Source organism: Legionella sp. JM-2024 (assembly GCF_055389095.1).
The window spans coordinates 3,534,649-3,552,289 of record NZ_AP039388.1; the positions used below are offsets into that span (position 1 = coordinate 3,534,649).

Consider the following 17,641-nt stretch of genomic DNA (forward strand, 5'->3'; position numbering starts at 1 on the left):
CATCATTATTAAACTAAAAAGGGCTAGCCCCAAATCCTGGTACTGCGAATCTCAGCCTATCCTGCAAACGTAACGCCGTTAATTCTCCACCCCAAAGGCATCCCGTATCTATTGCATGAATACGGGGATTAGTGCTTCGTCCCATTAATGCAGCCCAATGACCAAAAACAATATCCATTTCAATTTCTTTTCGGCATGGTACTTCAAACCACGGATAAAGATGGGTAGGCGCTTTGGCAATGGTTCCTTTGTAGCCTAACTCTAATCTTCCTTGCGCATCACAAAACCGCATTCGGGTAAAATAATTGGTAATGACTCTTAATCTGTCCATTCCAACTAAATCATCTGACCAAATATCTGGTTTATTGCCGTACATATTCGCTAAAAACTCTGTATACAAATCACCAGAAAGTATTGTTTCCAATTCATGAGCCAGACTTATGGCTGCAGGCAAATCCCATAAAGGAGCTATACCCGCATGACACATGACGATATTCAATTCGGATGAAATACAAAGGATGGATTGCTTTCGCAGCCAATGCCCCAACTCCTCTCCATCTTCAGCATGCATGACTTCTTCAAGAGTATCATCATGCCCTCTCCAGGGTTTTCCCCCGAATAATGAGCCTAGCAAATGCAAATCATGATTACCTAGAGTCACTTTAGGCGTGACAGGCAAAGAACTAATGAATCTTAATACTGCTAATGAATCAGGGCCTCGGTTTACCAAGTCCCCAACAAACCATAAACAATCTTCCTTTTCATTAAAATCGATTAATTCCAGCAAACGTTGTAAAGGATCATAACAGCCTTGTACGTCCCCTATCGCATAATCAGGCACCGCGTTTTGCTCCAGGTGACAAATTAGGCGTATCATGCTCCACATTTTGCCATTGGCCATTAGCAGCCAATTTCTGTAAAGAAGTAACGACAATGGCATTTTGTTGCTGGGTGAATTGGCTAGTAAATTGCGATTTATGAATTAATTCCAGTGCCGATATGGATTCTATTTTTCCTGTATTCAAATGATGCACCTGAACGGAATCCGGTAAGGCAACACCATATTCTGAAAAAACAACTCCACTATACATTTGTTGAGTATGTGCCTGCTCAAAACGGCTGGTCACATTGCCTGCCGTTCCCCGGCTATGAAGACCTAAGGACAAAAATCCATTCTGTATCGCTTGCCAATTTTTATATTCTGGATGTTCTCGAACAAACAGTTGGAACATTTCTGGACACATTAGCATCCCACCGGGCACCATGAACAATGGTGCTTTATTCACCATAATACGGCCTTCATCCAACGACTTGATGAGCCATTGAATAAACTCAACACCTATCGCTTGTTCTTTTTCTACCAAGGATTCTGGCACACCACCAGTAAAAGTTACGGCTCTTCCATAACGACCACTACGCCTTGCCCCACTTCTGGCTATAAATTCCATTAAATAACGTTGTAGCGCTATGGCATCAGCTCGAATCAAAATGGCGCCTAAAGTGCCAGCGGAACGCTGATCTTCGTTCAGTAAAGCTAACCAAATAGCTAAAACCTCAGGATTAGACGCAATCCAGGCAAACCCACTAGCCGGCATTAAGGTTCTGGCCAATAATAAATTCAATCTGCGACGAAACTCTACATCCGCTTCTTTCTGAAATTGATAATCATAATAACTACCCGTGTTAATTAAATTTTCTAACAATGGATTCCATTGTTTTAATAATTGGCCATTGAGATCATATAAATTAACTCGAAACTCATCAAATAATTTACCTATACCTAATAAAATACCGGCTGAATAAAGAGCATATTGCCAAAGTTTCTGTTCTTCGGAAAGTAAGTCAGGCTGTTCCTGGATAGTGAATTCCTTGAATAAGCTCAATGCGGCTTCGGTTCTGTTTAAGGCATGGTCGACCAAACCGCCAGGTTGAGAATAATAACTGTTCGAGGTTTCGGGCAAATTTTGACAATAGTTCACCAGGTTCTCAATAAGAACAGAACATAAACTGTCATAGCGAGACGCTTCAAGCCCGCTCAACTCTTTCATTTTCTGCAACAATATTTGCCGTTTTTCTTCTCCCAGGAACTGCTCTGCAGTAACCATACGGGTTAACTCTTTTAAAGATTTGGCTTGGCTAGACAAAGAGCTTTTTCGTTGACGATGAAACAAGACAACCTCCACAATTACTTATCATATAATTTTACACTAATTGGAAATAAATTTCGCTAGTTGGACATATTCCGCAACAGAAATTTGTTCCGGACGCTTACCTCCATCAATGTCTAAATCATTTAATTGAGATAATGAGATGATCCCTTTCAAATTATTTGTAAGGGTTTTACGTCTCATAGCAAAAGCTTTTGCAACAATGTATTCTAATTTCTCTACGTTTATGGGATCAAACGGAGAGGGGCAATAAGGGGTCAATCGGACTATTGCTGAATCCACTTTCGGTTTAGGATCAAAAGCGTCTGGCGACACATCAAATAAATGTCCTACCTCACAATGATACTGCAATATCACACTTAGTCGTCCATATGCTTTGGTTCCGGGAACTGCCGCCATTCGTTCTACAACTTCTTTTTGCAACATAAAATGCATGTCATCAATATAAGTTATAAATTTCAATAAATGGATAAGCAAAGGAGTAGAGATATTATAAGGTAAATTACCTATTATTCTTAAATGAGAATGAAATTGACTAAAATCGACAGTTAGAGCATCCGCGGCAATTAAGTTCAACTTCCCTTGAGCTATGGGCAATTGAGCCAAATATTTTTGTAAATCCGTATCTATTTCAATCGCTGTTAATTTGTTCAGTTTTTGTAACAAAGGCTGTGTTAAAGCCCCTAGACCAGGACCAATCTCCAGCATATTATCATTTGGCAAGGGATTAATAGCCCTTAGAATCTCATCAATAATATATTTATCTTGTAAAAAATTTTGACCAAACCGTTTACGTGGGCTATGCCTCACTTTTTATCACCTATGCTAGGAAAATGAATTCGGCAGTATTGTTGGGTTTCGCTGAATTTAACCTTCCTAACCGAAGGAAAATCTCAGTACCAACCTACAGAATATAATAGATTTAATAATTTTACCGTAGGTTAATGCTAAGCGCCAGCAAAGCCTGACTCTTATCAGTTGAAATCTATCCTTCTCAATTTTGCAAATTTATATAGCATAAACTCCAAAACATGGGGTAAAATTCAACCACAATGACCAAGGTTAATAATGTTATCGGTTTTTTAGTTAGTTCAACCTGGAAAAATCAATGCAGTAAACCTGCAGAGTAGTTTGCAGCTGTTTTTCCGGATTTAAATTTAGGAAGTAAAGAATGGCTTACAGAAAAATGCTTAAATCAAAAATTCACCGGGCTTGTGTTACTCAGGCCGACTTGAATTATGAAGGAAGTATCACCATCTCTCCCGAGCTTTTAAAAGCTGCGAATATACTGCATTATGAAGCCGTTAATGTTTGGAATATCACGGCTGGAACTCGATTTGAAACTTATGCTATTACCGGTGAAAAAGGTTCAACTGATATTTGCGTGAATGGAGCAGCAGCCCATTTAGTAACCCCAGGTGATTTGGTCATTATCGCCTCTTTTTCTCAAATTCTGGAAGATGATTGCGCTATGCATGAACCTACTGTTATTTTTGTTGATCAATTTAATCGACTAAAAGAAATCAGACCCGAAAGAATTGGAGTCAAAAATAAAATACCTTGCCCGGCATAAGATTGATTATCCAAGTGAAGACTAGTACAAAATTCTCGTATGTTGCAATGCCATTGAGAAGCTACTTCGTATAGTGATAACGTATTGATTTAGCACTCGTTAGCTCTTGTTTATTTGTACTATCTTGGGTCGAAAGAATAATATCGTCTAATTTTTCTTGCTGCTTACGATCGTTCAAATTAAATAAATTAATACCTTGTTTAATATTTTCCAGTCCGATTGTTTGCGTCACTATTGATAATAATTCATTAGTATGACTTTCTTTTAAATCCAACTTGCTAATTATTTTTGTAGCAGGATCGTAATAATGAAGTTGCGGCGCACTGTTTCCTTTAGTTACAATGATATAAGCCTTTTCATTTCTTCCATTTAGCTTGTTCTCGCCCTTTTTGGTAATTCTTTCATTAGCAATATAAATTTTTCCCATAACTGGTGGCTTGATTGTATTAAAAAAGTAATTTCTATACTCCAATTTCCTTAAATCTGAATCAAGCCGGGTTTTCCCTTCCTTGTATAGTTCTTTATTCCATACGACAAAGCCTCGTGTACTTTTTTCGTATGTTTCATTTACATTAAGTGGACCAGGAATAGCTTTTATAGTAATGGAATGAGTGATTTTTTCTGATTTTTCAATTTCATCAATGACCAGCTTCATCACCGATTCCTTTAAATTTTTTTCTATTTCTTCTGGGGTTACTGTAATACTCTGAAGGAATGGTACAAATTTTTTATATTCTTTATACTCTGGATGACCTTTTTCAAATACACCGTTCATGACAAGCTCATCGATAATTTCTTCTGGTGACTTATTATTTTCAATACTCTTTTGGTTTATCAGGGAAATAAATTCTTTAATTATCTCTTTCTCTTGAGCAGTCACTTCCATTTTTACCGTGCTACAGCCTGATAGGACGAGATCATGGATGATGGGATATTTTTCTAGATAATGCACGATGGATTGACTACTCAAACCAGCCAAGTGCTCTGACCTATAACTGCTGTGGCCATTGATCACTAATTTTATACTGGAATGCTCGGATACTTTAGATAATGTTTTTAATAACTTATTTAAATCCTCGCTATTAATAACGATCGTTTGATCCTGATATTGAGGCCTGCTTGCATATAATTGACAACTCATTCGTATTTCCCGATCATAACGATCAGGGTCATATACGACAACGGTACTAACTTTGGGCAATATTTCCCTTTTTATTTTTTCTACCCATTCATCGGGCAAATAGGGTAGACAATTAAAATGGTATTTTTGAATAAGTTGAAAAAATTCCTCATGAGAAAATCGATTGATGATTTTACTTTTCATATCGTCAGGAATGTCTTTTAAGGCGGCAGGATTCGCTAACATTGCCTCATAGTAAATCTCTTCATAATCAAGCTGTTCCCGGATTTCCTCTGGAACAAAAATATTATTTCTAAGATTGAATATAAGTGCTGCAAAACAAATATCCTTGTTTTTCAAAGAGGTGGGAATTGTTTTCATTTCAATTTCCCCGAAACGCAAGGCTTGCGCGATCACCCCCATCGTGTCACTATCGTTAAGTATTAGGGGTAATATATCTTTCGATACAATAAATAATTTTCCAGGATTTTTTCTTAGTATGGCCATGCATATCGCGGGACTATGCGCTAGAAAATCGGAAGAAGAGTGAAATTGACCAGCTAAAAAGGTATTTTCATTGTTAATTACAAATGTTCCCTGATTGATAGATTCTACGATGAATTTCTCGACGTCGTTGTAAAACGGAGTATCCCTCCTCATGAGTATAGATTTTTTCCCGCCCCATATCTGATTTGCCGCAAGTTCTATTACTTTTTCGTGAAGCTCTTGAGAACATTGGAGAATCGATATATCTTTACAAGCTTTATCGATAAGGACATTCATAAAATTTTCGTCTTCATAGAGGGAGGATAAAATTGTTGGCAGCATTTTGTCAGGAATATTCTGTAAACAAACAGGATCATGTTTTACGCCAGCAATATATATGTCTTCATTCAATAACCCATAAAATTCTGTAGTATCAGGATCGTTAAAGTCTTCAAAACTTAAAAATCCATGGCGCACCCACTCCACACATAAACGTTGTTTTTGTTTAATAGATAAACTATTCCACGTATCCACATTATTTAAAACATCTAATGAAGACGATTCGTTGGCTTTGGCTTTTTCCAAGCATTGATTAAAATCAAATTGAATGTCTTTTTCTGTTTTATTTCTGGTCATTGCTTAACCTTCCAATATTTTCTAATCTTGAGATGAACCCAAAATCATCAAGGTGATGTCGTCGTTAGTCGTATTTTTAATAGTCTGTTTTTTTAAAAGCTACTTAATTAGTATAGTATTATAAGTTGCACATTATGAATAAAATATTGTTAAAGTTGGGTCTGCCATGTTGTATGGTACCCAGCTGGTTTAACCTCTGTGATTGATTCAGACAATCAGTAATACAAGTAAATTAAAATTTAAAAGACCTGTTCAAAAAACTTCATGCCTCGGCTAGCCCCTGAGGTACCCAGAGTGATTTATGGATACCGCTGACAAGCAGCGGTACGTCGAAATAAGTCATTTAAAATTCAAATCACTATACAATCCAGTTGAGAGATTTTGGCAGTTGGTTAAAGCAGAAAATTTACGGGTGTAAATTTCTTTCTACCAAAGCATTAGATAAATTAAATTTAATAGTTTATTCTATATTTTTATACTTAATCAAAACTGATTTTATGCTAATTCATTTAATTGAATTACGCCGCAGAGCAATATATACCCTCTTCTGGTTTGGTATCTTATTTTTATTATTTTTTTTCATCTCAGAAGAGCTTTTTCATGCCTTAGTAAGACCATTACTGAAATCCTTACCCAATCAAACAGGCTTGATTGCCACTCAGATTACTTCCTCTGTTTTTACTCCCTTGAAGCTGGCCGCTGATGTCTCCTTACTACTAACCGCTCCGTTTGCCTTATTGCAACTCTGGCGTTTTATTCGCCCGGGACTATATAAAGATGAGCAGGAACAAATTCGAGGAACAATCATTCTAAGTCTTTCACTATTTATAGTTGGGGCACTGTTTTGCTTTTATCTTGTCCTTCCCTTTATGTTCCAGTTTTTTGCCCGCGCGCTACCAGAAGGTGTACAGCTTATGCCTGATATGGCTTATGCTATAGACTTTATTACACACATGCTGATTTTGTTTGGTTTTTCCTTCCAGGTTCCGTTAATTTGTCTTGTTCTGGTACGAAGCCATTTAACGACAGTAAGCACTCTTATAAAAATCAGACCTTATGTTATAGTCGGAACATTTATTATTGGTATGTTGCTTACTCCTCCTGATGTCTTTTCACAAATTACACTCGCCTTACCACTGTGCTTACTTTATGAAGCCGGTATTATTTTAGCCAAGCTTTACGTACCCACCAGCTCTTCTGTAACTGGTTAGATTTCTTCGTAAACTCTACTGCAATGACGAATTACTTCGTCGATGCGGTGATCGAACCCTCAGTAGTGGCGAGTAAACTCCAGTTCTGCGCTCCGCTTTTCCTCGCACTTCATTCACCGTAACAGTTTCCCAAAGAAGTCCACTAACTCAAGTTTAAAAAAAAAATACCGATACATTCATCATGATGCTCACAAAAGGAGCAATATATGAGTAAAATTGCCAAATTTAATATCGGTGACCTGGTTATTCACAAACGAATTCGCTATAGAGCGATCGTTATCGATGTGGATCCCATATTTCAGGCGTCAGGAAAATACAATCCCCAAGCAATTCAACATGAATTTGCAACACGAAATCCTTGGTATCGTTTATTAGTGGATGGCAGCAGCCAAATGACTTACGTTGAGGAATGTCAATTAATTCCAGACTCAAGCCAGGAACCTATCAATAACCCCAATATTAGAAATTATTTGAAAAAAAGAGGCGGGGGTTACCATAGTGCCAGTTCCAGCCATTAGCTTGTGTCAGTAACTATTGAGTAAATAAGAAGCTCAATATTTCATTAAGTGCTTCTTAACATCAATACCAGCAAAGCAATAAAACCTATTAGAATTAAGCCTAAAACTCCCATCGTCATAAAACTTTTGCTCATATTTTCTTTACTGAATTGCTCTGGGCTTCCTTTAATAAATCGATACAATACAAAAATAACTAATCCTGCACCTATAAGGCCCAGAATTTGATACAAAGTTTCCATAAATCTACTCCATTTCACTCGGTTCTTTTTGAGGCATTTTCTGCTTTTAGTTCAAAGCCAAAAGCATCTGAAAACATCTGTGCAGGAGATGCTCCATGACCAACTAACACATCACGAGTACTATAAACCATATCGAAAGGACCACTAATAACTATTTGCCAGTCATTAAGATCTTTTGAATGTCTGGCGAGTACTCGAGAAGCCAGAGTATCATCACTTTTATCCGATAATAGTGAAAAATACTGAAAGTGAGAGGCATGGGACCGCCAATTTCTTACCTTTTCATCCATATACAAATCACTTTGAGATCGGGCCCCCCAAAATAACTCAAATGGCCTGTTATCCGAATTCGCTAATAACTGTTCAATCATTGCTTTAATTGGAGCAAACCCCGTTCCGCCAGCAATAAATAAAATAGGTTTTTGGGAATGTAATTTATCAATACTACATTCACCCAATGGTAATCTTAATTGCACAGAACCATATTTTTTGATATGCGCTAATAATAATTGATGGTAAGAATTATCTTGGCTATGGCGAATATGCAATTCATATCGATGTGAACCTAAAGGGGCATTTGCAATCGAATAACTCAACGCATCTTCTGCAAAAAGTATTTGTAAATATTGCCCAGCCTGATATTCAATATACTCATCTGGCGCTAATATTAATCGCACGATACTGTCCGTTAAAGGGGAAATGTCCTCTACCTGAGCTTGAACTTCTTTATCCGTCATTCATTTAATCCCAATAAGGACCAATAACCATTTACCTTATCCAACACATCCTCATCCATCGTAATGGGTCTACCCCATTCCCTTTGGGTTTCTCCTGACCATTTACTGGTAGCATCCATGCCCATCTTTGATCCCAGTCCTGAAACAGGAGAAGCAAAATCCAGATAGTCAATTGGGGTATTTTCGACCATGACTGTATCGCGGGCAGGGTCCATACGTGTCGTCATTGCCCATATCACATCTTGCCAATTACGAGCATCCACATCATCATCACAAACAATCACAAACTTGGTATACATAAACTGACGTAAAAAGGACCAAACAGCCATCATAATACGTTTGGCATGTCCCGGGTATTGCTTTTTGATAGTCACGACTGCCAAACGGTAAGAACATCCTTCTGGAGGCAAGTAAAAATCCACGATCTCGGGAAATTGTTTTTGTAGCAAGGGAACAAACACTTCATTTAAAGCAACACCCAAAATCGCTGGTTCATCTGGTGGCCGCCCGGTATACGTACTATGATAAATAGGCTTATCTCGATGAGTAATACGCTCTACAGTAAATACAGGGAATGATTGTACTTCATTATAATAACCAGTGTGATCCCCATAAGGTCCTTCTGGTGCTTCACACCCTGGCTCAAGATAACCTTCCAAAATAATTTCTGCACTGGCTGGTACATGCAGTTCGCTCCCAATACACCGAGTCAATCGAGTACGTTGACCTCTAAGTAACCCAGCAAAAGCATATTCAGACAAAGTATCAGGAACAGGGGTCACTGCGGCCAATATGGTTGCTGGATCAGCACCCAGGGTCACTGCAATAGGAAAACGCTCATCCGGATATTCTTGTTGCCAAGCCTGATAATCCAGGGCTCCCCCCCTGTGGGATAACCAACGCATAATCAATTTATTTTTACTTAATAGCTGTTGACGGTAAATTCCCATATTTTCCCGAGATTGATGTGGACCACTTGTAGTGACCAAACCCCAGGTAATCAATGGTGCGACATCTCCAGGCCAACAAGTTTGAATAGGCAATAAATTTAAATCGACCTCATCTTTTTCCCAAACATGAGTCTGACATTCTGCCCCACTAACATACTTGGGTGCCATATTCAGCGCCTGCTTCAATAAAGGCAATTTACTAAACGCATCTTTGAATCCTTTGGGAGGATCCGGTTCTTTTAAAGCGGCCAATAACTTTCCAACCTCTCGTAAGGCAGCTATTGATTCTTCGCCCATTCCTAAAGCAACACGTTCAACTGTACCAAAAAGATTGGTTAATACCGGCATATCGTAATTGGGTGTATTAGTAAAGAGAAGAGCTGGCCCCCCTGAGCGTAACACTTTATCGCTGACTATTGTCATCTCAAGATGAGGCGATACTGGATAATCAATTCGTTTTAGCAATTCACGTGATTCGAGTTGGATTATAAAATCTCTCAGATCGGAATATTTCATTAACAAATATCTCAAAAAGAAGAAAACCGTAGCCCGTATTGCGCAGCGTAATATGGAATCCGGAGATGAATGAATTAAAAATGTAAAAATCAATCACCCATCCCGTATTACGCTGCGCCAGTACGGGCTACAAAAATTTATTGGAATTATTCCTGACGCTTCATCGCATCAAAAAATTCAGCGTTTGTTTTATGATTCTTCATACGCTCCAATAAGAACTCAATAGCATCACATTCATCCATAGACTGCAGAATTTTACGCAATATCCAAGTACGTTGTAATTCTTCTGGGCTCAACAAGAGATCTTCACGACGAGTGCCTGAGCGATTAATATTAATTGCAGGGAAAACTCTGCGCTCTGAAATGTTACGACTCAAGTGAATTTCCATATTACCAGTACCCTTGAACTCTTCGTAAATCACTTCATCCATTTTAGAACCAGTGTCTACCAGAGCAGTCGCAATAATGGTTAAACTGCCCCCTTCTTCTATGTTTCGCGCAGCACCATACAATCTCTTAGGTCTTTGCAGTGCGTTAGCGTCAACACCACCTGTAAGCACCTTGCCTGATGCAGGAACTACCGTATTGTAAGCTCTGGCCAAGCGAGTGATTGAATCAAGTAAAATAACCACATCTCGTTTATGCTCAACCAAACGTTTTGCTTTTTCTATTACCATTTCGGCAACCTGGACATGTCGGTTTGCCGGTTCATCAAAGGTGCTCGCAACAACCTCTCCTTTAACAGAGCGTTGCATTTCAGTAACTTCTTCTGGACGCTCATCAATAAGCAATACAATGAGATAACATTCAGGATAATTTTTTTCTATGGAACGAGCTATGTTTTGCAGCATCAAAGTCTTACCTGCTTTGGGAGGCGAGACTATCAAACCACGCTGACCTCGTCCAAAAGGTGCGCACAAATCAACTACTCTGGCAGTTAAATCTTCAGTGCTGCCATTGCCTTGCTCCATAACCAAACGCTCAGTAGCAAATAAAGGCGTTAAGTTTTCAAATAAAATCTTACGCTTAGCGCTGTCGGGCGTATCATAGTTAATTTGATCTACTTTTAATAAAGCAAAATAGCGCTCGCTGTCTTTGGGAGGGCGAATTTTACCCGAAATGGTATCCCCGGAACGAAGTCCAAAGCGCCTGATTTGACTGGGTGAAACATAAATGTCATCAGGGCCAGCCAAGTAGGATCCATCAGCAGAGCGCAGGAAACCAAAACCATCTGTCAAAACTTCTAAAACACCATCACCATGAATGTCTTCACCTTTTAAAGCATGGGCTTTAAGAATGGCGAAAATGATGTCTTGCTTGCGCATACGGGAGGTATTTTCAACACCCATCTCTTGAGCGATATTAACGAGATCGGCAATAGGTAATTGCTTAAGTTCACTAAGATTCATACTTCTCACTTGATTTATTGTTTAAACGAATTGAATATCCGAAGAAAAAATTATGTTAGGGAATAGCAGCTAAGGAATCCGCTGCCTATGTGGCTCACTTGTTTTAAAGGATGTCACATATAGCTAACAGGCTATCACAGCTTTACAACAAGATCCAACATTTTAAACTAAAAATAAAAAGTTATTTTGATTTTTTTGATTCTAACTTTTAAATTTTAAGAAAAAATCCCTTTCATAGAATTATTTTAACACAAATTGCACAAAGAAAGATATATGCCCTGGTACATAATACATCCAACTCAGGGCTCCCTACCTTTCAAATATCTCTCATTGTGCTCCGACTTATTAACATTATCTTAAATATCACAACAATTAAACATGACTTTCAACAAAGGCACTTAATTGAGATTTCGATAACAAACCCATTTTAACGGCCTCAACCTGACCATTTTTGAAAAGAATTAAAGTTGGAATGCTCATCACACCAAATTTGGCTGGGGCTTGAGGATTTTCATCGATATTGATTTTAGCAAACGTCATATCTTTACTATGAGTTGCAGCTACTTCTTCCAAAATTGGAGTCAATGCACGGCAAGGCCCACACCACTCAGCCCAAAAATCAACCAACACAGGCTTGGATGATTTAATTACATCCTGTTCAAAACTTGCATCGGTTACTGTTTTAATATGATCACTCATGAATATACCTCAGTTATTAGAAATATAAATTTCTGATCCAAGACCAGATTTTTCTACCAGATCCAGATCTCTTGCATAATCTGTGTATTTTGTTTTAGAGCAAGCACAAGATTTTCAAGAAGAGTACTCTACTATAATACTACAAAATACATGCAATAGAGCTATAAAGCAAAAGACGCAGGTTATACAGCGATCTATTAGACTTCCTTCCAAATTCGCTGAGGTGAGGGAAGTGCGAGGAGAACCGGAGTGTACGCGTCAGTACATGGGGGCTCGAGCACCGTATCGACGAAGCAATTTCCCACCGCAGTAGAGTTTGGAAAGAGTCTATTATAGATCACCTCCGGCAGCTTGCAACACACTTAAAGCAGTTATCGCTGCAGTTTCGGTGCGTAAAATTCTAGGCCCTAATGATAAGGGTAAAAATCCATATTCAGCAGTCAATTTAATTTCCTCATCACTCAGACCACCCTCAGGGCCAATAATCAATACGATGTCTGATAATTCGATAGTATAGTCACGCCATGTCTTATTAAATGCAGGATGTAAAATTAACTTTAAACGTTCTTTTGCGTCTCTGACCAATTGTTCCAGCTGTATCGGTGGGTTTACCACCGGAATTTTATTTCGACCACACTGCTCACATGCTCCAATAACAATACTCTGCCATTGATGCATTTTTTTAGTCATTCGTTCTTTATCCAGTTTTACTTGGCATCGCTCCGTGATGACAGGGGTAATACTTGATACCCCTAGCTCAACCGATTTTTGCATCACCATTTCCATACGATCACCTTTAGAAATTGCTTGTGCCAAATGTATGCTTAATGGAGATTCTCTGCTGATCTCAGTGACGGAACTAATTGATACAAGAACTTGTCTTTTTTTTACACTCTTGATTAACACATCAAATTCACGACCATCTCCATTAAATAAGGTCAATCGTTCATCAGGCTGCATACGCAAAACAATAGCCACATGCTGTCCTGCCTCTGGAGATAACTCCAACAGTTGATCTGGTTGATATTCCCCAGGCTGATAGATACGTATTTTTCTCACAGTTAACCACCAATAATTTTGATAAGACACTATAACAAAAATTACTAATTTACGTCTGCTATGCTAGAATTTTGACAATTGATTTTATTCCTTTCATGTAGAGGAAGGTACATACCCACGGTATTTGGGGGTATATATTTACAAAACCAAAATTACTATTGTAGGTTGGGCCTTAGCCCATCAAATGCCCCTTACTTCCCATGCCCCCTTGGGAGAGGAGGTTAGGGACAGCCATTACTTTAAGAAATCAGGGCCGCAACCGTGAGGGAGCGGACATAAGCGCATCTGTTTCTTGCCCGCTCGCTCACGGTCGCAGCTCTGATTTAAAATTAGCAGCCCCCATACTCGCTGAGAGGGTTGCAAAGCCAATATATTCAATCGATTAACTTGCTAAGGAATTAAAACATGGCCAAAACACGCGTAGAAACAGACAGCATGGGTGAAATTGAAGTTCCAGCTGATAAATATTGGGGAGCGCAAACCGAGCGATCCTTACATCACTTCAATATAGGCAAAGACATTATGCCACGAGAAGTAACACACGCCTTTGGCATCTTAAAAAAAGCGGCAGCGCTGACCAACCTGGAATTAGGCAAATTGCCAAAAGACAAGGCGGATTTAATTATTCGAGCTGCCGATGAAGTGAGCCAAGGAATGTTAGACGATCATTTTCCCTTACATGTCTGGCAAACAGGAAGTGGTACACAATCCAATATGAATGCCAATGAAGTTATTTCTAATCGTGCGATTGAATTAGCTGGCGGCATACTGGGAAGCAAATCCCCCATTCACCCTAATGATCACGTGAATATGTCTCAATCTTCCAACGATACTTTCCCAACAGCTATGCATATTGCAGCAGCAATCGCTTTTAATAAAAAATTATTGCCGGCCGTACGCAATTTACGTGACGTTTTTTCTGCCAAAATGGAAGCTTTCAAAGACATCATAAAAATTGGGAGAACTCATTTACAAGATGCAGTTCCATTAACTCTGGGTCAAGAATTTTCAGGTTATGTGACTCAATTGGATGCCTGTATTCACCGTCTGGAAGAAGTATTACCTGAGTTATATGAACTGGCTGCCGGAGGTACTGCCGTTGGAACCGGGTTGAACACTCATCCTCAATTTGCTGTCAAAATAGCCGAACACATCTCTAAAATAACCAAGCTACCTTTTGTGACAGCCCCTAACAAGTTTGCCGCTTTAGCGTCTCATGAGCCACTAGTCCATGCTCACAGTGCCATGAAAACTCTCGCTTGCGCCCTAATGAAAATCGCCAATGACATACGATGGCTGGCTTCAGGACCTCGTTGCGGGATTGGTGAATTACTCATTCCTGAAAATGAGCCAGGCTCCTCCATCATGCCCGGCAAAGTGAATCCAACTCAATGCGAAGCGATGACCATGATTTGTGCACAAGTATTAGGCAATGATACCGCCGTTGGAATTGCTGACAGCCAAGGCAATTTTGAATTAAACGTTTTCAAACCAGTCATAATATTTAATGTGTTGCACTCCTTAAACATACTCGCAGACAGCTGCCATTCTTTCCAGGAGTTTTGTGCGGAAGGAATAGAACCTAACCGACCCGTTATTGATTACTATTTACACCATTCACTAATGCTGGTGACTGCTCTTAATCAACACATAGGTTATGATAATGCAGCAAAAATTGCTAAAACTGCTCACCACGACAATATATCGCTGCAAGAAGCAGCCGTCAAATTAGGAATATTAACTGCTGAACAATTTGCACAGTACGTGAAACCGGAAGAAATGATTGCTCCTAAATAACCATTATAAATTTTTGTCTAAATCAATAGGCTCCCTGCATAACCCACCTAATTTTAGAGCAAGGAGCCTATTGTACTGTTAAGCGATAAATTAATCCTTATGCCAAATCCATCACATAGGAACTTCCACAGAAGGAGGAGGAGAAGTTTCTATAGGTGTTAGGGGAGAAGTTTCTATAGGTGTTAGTGGAACTATTTCGGGCTGAATTTCTGGACGAGGGGGAGTAACAACTGCAGTACTTGACGACACATTACTTATATTTTGCTGCTCGGTAACGTTAGTTCGCTGAATTTCACTAATTGATGAAACATTTGTTTCTTTGCCTGTATTTTTTGTGGTACTTGTACATCCTATCATTCCTATAATAAAAATCGGCACTATCCAGTAACACCACTGATATGAATTAAAGTTTTTCATAACATACTACTCCATTAGTTAATAGGAACTTACTGGTAATTTAAAAAATCATGCAAAACCATTGCATTTAATGCACAATAGTTCCATATAAAAATCATAGTGCAAAAATTAAATATATCCAGGCAAATATGAAATGAGCTACCCCTCATAGGCAAAATACTTTGAGGGGTAATAAATAGAGAGTTTATTTATTGAATTACTGGAAGTTGAGGTGCTGCTGTACGTTTTGGTCCTGGAGTTGATTTTTGAACAGGATCTTTTGCAGCATAACTCTTTTGTTGAGACTGGGTTTCATTTGTTGCAGTTTGTCCCGCTGCAGACATGTTATTGTTTTGAGAATAATAACCTCTTTCTTGTGGACTTGTGCCGTCAAGATAGCATCCTGATACTCCTAAAACAAACACTGCAATGAGGCCATATCCCCATTTTATTGATTTATAATTGATCATAATAAGCTTCCTGCAGTTAATGAAATAAAATCTAAATTAACATCCCGTAAATAAATATAATGTAAAAATCCACAAATAACCACTGTTCCAATAGCAGATCAGCCCAACTGTAAGTGATTTAAGTAAATTAATTAAGCTATCCCACTTAATTCAATCGTAATCCCTACGTAATTATCTGTGTAAGTTGAGCCACGTGCCGAATAAACATAAACCGGAGTCAAATGTAAATTTTTGTATTTAAGATCCACACCAGCTCCAACACTGTATCCACTTTTCGATAAAAGAACTTCAGGCAGTGCAGAAACAGCTGTCACAGCCGGATCGATTATCGGCCTGTTAAATGAGCGACTTAACAACTGAATTAAACTTCCACTCACAAATGGGGAGAAACGCTCACTTACCTGATAGTAGAGCCTGGCATGCTCAATCGTAGTTCCAATTTTAGTGGTTAGCTCGGGAACAATCACGTTTTGATTTGGATAAACAACAAGGTAATTTGGTTGGTAAAATTGACTATAAAAATAGGTCAAATAACCTTGCAAGAATAATTTTTTATAAGGATAACCAAAAAAAGTACGAGCGCCAATTGAATTATCTTTACCATAATATTTGGAAAAACCTGTTAGAGGAGCCGGAAGACCACCCCCACTAACTGTATTAACGAGCTTATATCTGTCCCGAGCATAGGTTGCAAAAACATCTATAAAAACAGGGGAATAAATTTGCTTCATTACATGAAAATAAAATCCATTATCATCAATTATATTCTGCCCTTGGTTTAGATTGTTAGACAGTAGTGATGACACATTCATATTGGTTGATAGATTGTACCCATTAAATCCCCAATAGAAGTTGTAAAATTTTAAGTAGTCGCCACCAACAGAAGTATAATTGGTATGACCAGAATAGTTATTAAAAAAAATACCTTGATTCGACGAAAAGTCAAATTCATCGTAGGACGTGTTGAATACTCCTTCAGGCTTTAGATACTGCTCAACCAATTGTTGCAGTTCCTGTTTATTTTTTAATCCTTCATTAGACGTTATTAAATTATTTTGTGAATAACTGATGGAGGTAACAAATAAGAAGAACAACAAAAAAATTCTGGTTTTCATTATATTCCTTTACAAAATTAAAAATTACATAAGATAAAATTTTAAGCATCAAAGACAAGTAGTAATTTCTATCGTTGCTGCAGGCGGGCCAGGAGGAGCCGGAGGGGCAGGAGGAGTAACAGTCCCATTATTACTCGTATTGGTCGTCTGGGTATTATTTTGATTTGCTGCATTTACTGAAGTTGGGGTAGATGTCACTGTTGTTTTAGGAGTTTCTTGGGGTGCTGGGCAACCAGTCAATCCAAATATGGAAGCCATTACAACTAATCGGTACCACTTATGTAATACATTAATTTGCATACTAAAACATCCTGTATCAATTCAAAAATAAAAAAGCATATACCAAAATAAATAACTAGGCAATCGTGAAATACTACGTCTCTTGGTATTGATTTTATTACACATTGCAATCATTCTAATATTTGCAATTACCTTAACTGTGCCTCTATAACCGCTCTCAGGGCAATCGACATAAGTCAAAGAATCATGAGAGACTCGCTGAATCATACTATTTCTTATGATTTTCCTAGAATCGGGCATTG

General features: G+C 38.4%; 18 protein-coding genes. 4 read left to right on the forward strand and 14 right to left on the reverse strand.

The features are described 5' to 3' along the window. Positions 1–13 precede the first annotated feature (13 nt). From ACZ5EK_RS15445 to rsmA, 3 genes are read right to left on the reverse strand one after another with little or no spacing between them, the layout of a single operon-like run. Positions 14–841: a symmetrical bis(5'-nucleosyl)-tetraphosphatase gene (locus ACZ5EK_RS15445; RefSeq protein WP_464430605.1), complete on the reverse strand. Its 828-nt coding sequence runs from the start codon at positions 839–841 to the stop codon at positions 14–16. Then, on the reverse strand, positions 834–2,171 hold the full coding sequence (locus ACZ5EK_RS15450; RefSeq protein ID WP_464430606.1) for a conjugal transfer nickase/helicase domain-containing protein: 1,338 nt from the start codon (positions 2,169–2,171) through the stop codon (positions 834–836). The genes ACZ5EK_RS15445 and ACZ5EK_RS15450 overlap by 8 nt, the downstream gene beginning before the upstream one ends. 36 nt (positions 2,172–2,207) lie before the next feature. Then, positions 2,208–2,978: a 16S rRNA (adenine(1518)-N(6)/adenine(1519)-N(6))-dimethyltransferase RsmA gene (gene rsmA, locus ACZ5EK_RS15455; RefSeq protein ID WP_464430607.1), complete on the reverse strand. Its 771-nt coding sequence runs from the start codon at positions 2,976–2,978 to the stop codon at positions 2,208–2,210. Between the two features lie 361 nt (positions 2,979–3,339). On the opposite strand from rsmA, the gene panD reads away from it, so the two are divergent. Continuing rightward, positions 3,340–3,741 carry an aspartate 1-decarboxylase gene (gene panD / locus ACZ5EK_RS15460; RefSeq protein ID WP_464430608.1) on the forward strand — a complete coding sequence of 134 codons (402 nt, stop codon included), beginning with the start codon at positions 3,340–3,342 and terminating at the stop codon, positions 3,739–3,741. 61 nt (positions 3,742–3,802) lie between these two features. Here the strand turns inward: panD and ACZ5EK_RS15465 are convergent, their stop codons facing one another. Next, complete coding sequence (locus ACZ5EK_RS15465; RefSeq protein WP_464430609.1) at positions 3,803–5,983, reverse strand: hypothetical protein; 2,181 nt, start codon at positions 5,981–5,983, stop codon at positions 3,803–3,805. A 497-nt stretch (positions 5,984–6,480) separates the two neighbouring features. On the opposite strand from ACZ5EK_RS15465, the gene tatC reads away from it, so the two are divergent. Both tatC and hspQ read left to right on the forward strand, forming a co-directional pair. Beyond that, positions 6,481–7,194: a twin-arginine translocase subunit TatC gene (gene tatC / locus ACZ5EK_RS15470; RefSeq protein ID WP_464430611.1), complete on the forward strand. Its 714-nt coding sequence runs from the start codon at positions 6,481–6,483 to the stop codon at positions 7,192–7,194. Between the two features lie 206 nt (positions 7,195–7,400). Then, on the forward strand, positions 7,401–7,712 hold the full coding sequence (gene hspQ, locus ACZ5EK_RS15475) for a heat shock protein HspQ (RefSeq protein ID WP_464430612.1): 312 nt from the start codon (positions 7,401–7,403) through the stop codon (positions 7,710–7,712). Between the two features lie 44 nt (positions 7,713–7,756). Here the strand turns inward: hspQ and ACZ5EK_RS15480 are convergent, their stop codons facing one another. The 6 genes from ACZ5EK_RS15480 to ACZ5EK_RS15505 form a co-directional block, all read right to left on the reverse strand. Next, the gene (locus ACZ5EK_RS15480; protein ID WP_464430614.1) at positions 7,757–7,951 is read right to left on the reverse strand and encodes a hypothetical protein; all 195 of its coding nucleotides are present in this window, start codon (positions 7,949–7,951) and stop codon (positions 7,757–7,759) included. A 14-nt stretch (positions 7,952–7,965) separates the two neighbouring features. Continuing rightward, the gene (locus tag ACZ5EK_RS15485) at positions 7,966–8,688 is read right to left on the reverse strand and encodes an NAD(P)H-flavin reductase (RefSeq protein WP_464430615.1); all 723 of its coding nucleotides are present in this window, start codon (positions 8,686–8,688) and stop codon (positions 7,966–7,968) included. Then, positions 8,685–10,154, reverse strand: coding sequence for a 4-hydroxy-3-polyprenylbenzoate decarboxylase (gene ubiD / locus ACZ5EK_RS15490; protein ID WP_464425777.1), 1,470 nt, complete (start codon positions 10,152–10,154; stop codon positions 8,685–8,687). The genes ACZ5EK_RS15485 and ubiD overlap by 4 nt, the downstream gene beginning before the upstream one ends. A 146-nt stretch (positions 10,155–10,300) precedes the next feature. Further along, a complete protein-coding gene (gene rho, locus ACZ5EK_RS15495) occupies positions 10,301–11,563 on the reverse strand; it encodes a transcription termination factor Rho (protein WP_464425778.1) in 1,263 nt (420 codons plus the stop codon). A 372-nt stretch (positions 11,564–11,935) separates the two neighbouring features. Beyond that, positions 11,936–12,262: a thioredoxin gene (gene trxA / locus ACZ5EK_RS15500; RefSeq protein ID WP_464430616.1), complete on the reverse strand. Its 327-nt coding sequence runs from the start codon at positions 12,260–12,262 to the stop codon at positions 11,936–11,938. A 330-nt stretch (positions 12,263–12,592) separates the two neighbouring features. Further along, positions 12,593–13,321, reverse strand: coding sequence for a 16S rRNA (uracil(1498)-N(3))-methyltransferase (locus ACZ5EK_RS15505; protein ID WP_464430617.1), 729 nt, complete (start codon positions 13,319–13,321; stop codon positions 12,593–12,595). 405 nt (positions 13,322–13,726) lie between these two features. Here ACZ5EK_RS15505 and fumC point away from each other — a divergent pair, with 405 nt between their 5' ends. Continuing rightward, on the forward strand, positions 13,727–15,118 hold the full coding sequence (gene fumC / locus ACZ5EK_RS15510) for a class II fumarate hydratase (protein ID WP_464430619.1): 1,392 nt from the start codon (positions 13,727–13,729) through the stop codon (positions 15,116–15,118). Between the two features lie 111 nt (positions 15,119–15,229). Here the strand turns inward: fumC and ACZ5EK_RS15515 are convergent, their stop codons facing one another. From ACZ5EK_RS15515 to ACZ5EK_RS15530, 4 genes are all read right to left on the reverse strand, one after another. Then, on the reverse strand, positions 15,230–15,496 hold the full coding sequence (locus ACZ5EK_RS15515; RefSeq protein ID WP_464430621.1) for a hypothetical protein: 267 nt from the start codon (positions 15,494–15,496) through the stop codon (positions 15,230–15,232). 227 nt (positions 15,497–15,723) lie between these two features. Next, a complete protein-coding gene (locus tag ACZ5EK_RS15520; RefSeq protein ID WP_464430622.1) occupies positions 15,724–15,984 on the reverse strand; it encodes a hypothetical protein in 261 nt (86 codons plus the stop codon). A gap of 131 nt (positions 15,985–16,115) precedes the next feature. Then, on the reverse strand, positions 16,116–17,099 hold the full coding sequence (locus ACZ5EK_RS15525; protein ID WP_464430624.1) for an autotransporter outer membrane beta-barrel domain-containing protein: 984 nt from the start codon (positions 17,097–17,099) through the stop codon (positions 16,116–16,118). A gap of 48 nt (positions 17,100–17,147) precedes the next feature. Next, entirely contained in the window at positions 17,148–17,399 is a 252-nt protein-coding gene (locus tag ACZ5EK_RS15530; protein ID WP_464430626.1) for a hypothetical protein, read from the reverse strand. Positions 17,400–17,641: the final 242 nt, after the last annotated feature.

Coding starts and splice junctions, on each gene's coding strand:
- panD (WP_464430608.1), top strand. CDS start 3,340: ATGGCTTACAGAAAAATGCTTAAATCAAAAATTCACCGGGCTTGTGTT.
- ACZ5EK_RS15465 (WP_464430609.1), bottom strand. CDS start 5,983: ATGACCAGAAATAAAACAGAAAAAGACATTCAATTTGATTTTAATCAA.
- tatC (WP_464430611.1), top strand. CDS start 6,481: ATGCTAATTCATTTAATTGAATTACGCCGCAGAGCAATATATACCCTC.
- hspQ (WP_464430612.1), top strand. CDS start 7,401: ATGAGTAAAATTGCCAAATTTAATATCGGTGACCTGGTTATTCACAAA.
- ACZ5EK_RS15480 (WP_464430614.1), bottom strand. CDS start 7,951: ATGGAAACTTTGTATCAAATTCTGGGCCTTATAGGTGCAGGATTAGTT.
- ACZ5EK_RS15485 (WP_464430615.1), bottom strand. CDS start 8,688: ATGACGGATAAAGAAGTTCAAGCTCAGGTAGAGGACATTTCCCCTTTA.
- ubiD (WP_464425777.1), bottom strand. CDS start 10,154: ATGAAATATTCCGATCTGAGAGATTTTATAATCCAACTCGAATCACGT.
- rho (WP_464425778.1), bottom strand. CDS start 11,563: ATGAATCTTAGTGAACTTAAGCAATTACCTATTGCCGATCTCGTTAAT.
- trxA (WP_464430616.1), bottom strand. CDS start 12,262: ATGAGTGATCATATTAAAACAGTAACCGATGCAAGTTTTGAACAGGAT.
- fumC (WP_464430619.1), top strand. CDS start 13,727: ATGGCCAAAACACGCGTAGAAACAGACAGCATGGGTGAAATTGAAGTT.
- ACZ5EK_RS15520 (WP_464430622.1), bottom strand. CDS start 15,984: ATGATCAATTATAAATCAATAAAATGGGGATATGGCCTCATTGCAGTG.
- ACZ5EK_RS15525 (WP_464430624.1), bottom strand. CDS start 17,099: ATGAAAACCAGAATTTTTTTGTTGTTCTTCTTATTTGTTACCTCCATC.
- ACZ5EK_RS15530 (WP_464430626.1), bottom strand. CDS start 17,399: ATGCAAATTAATGTATTACATAAGTGGTACCGATTAGTTGTAATGGCT.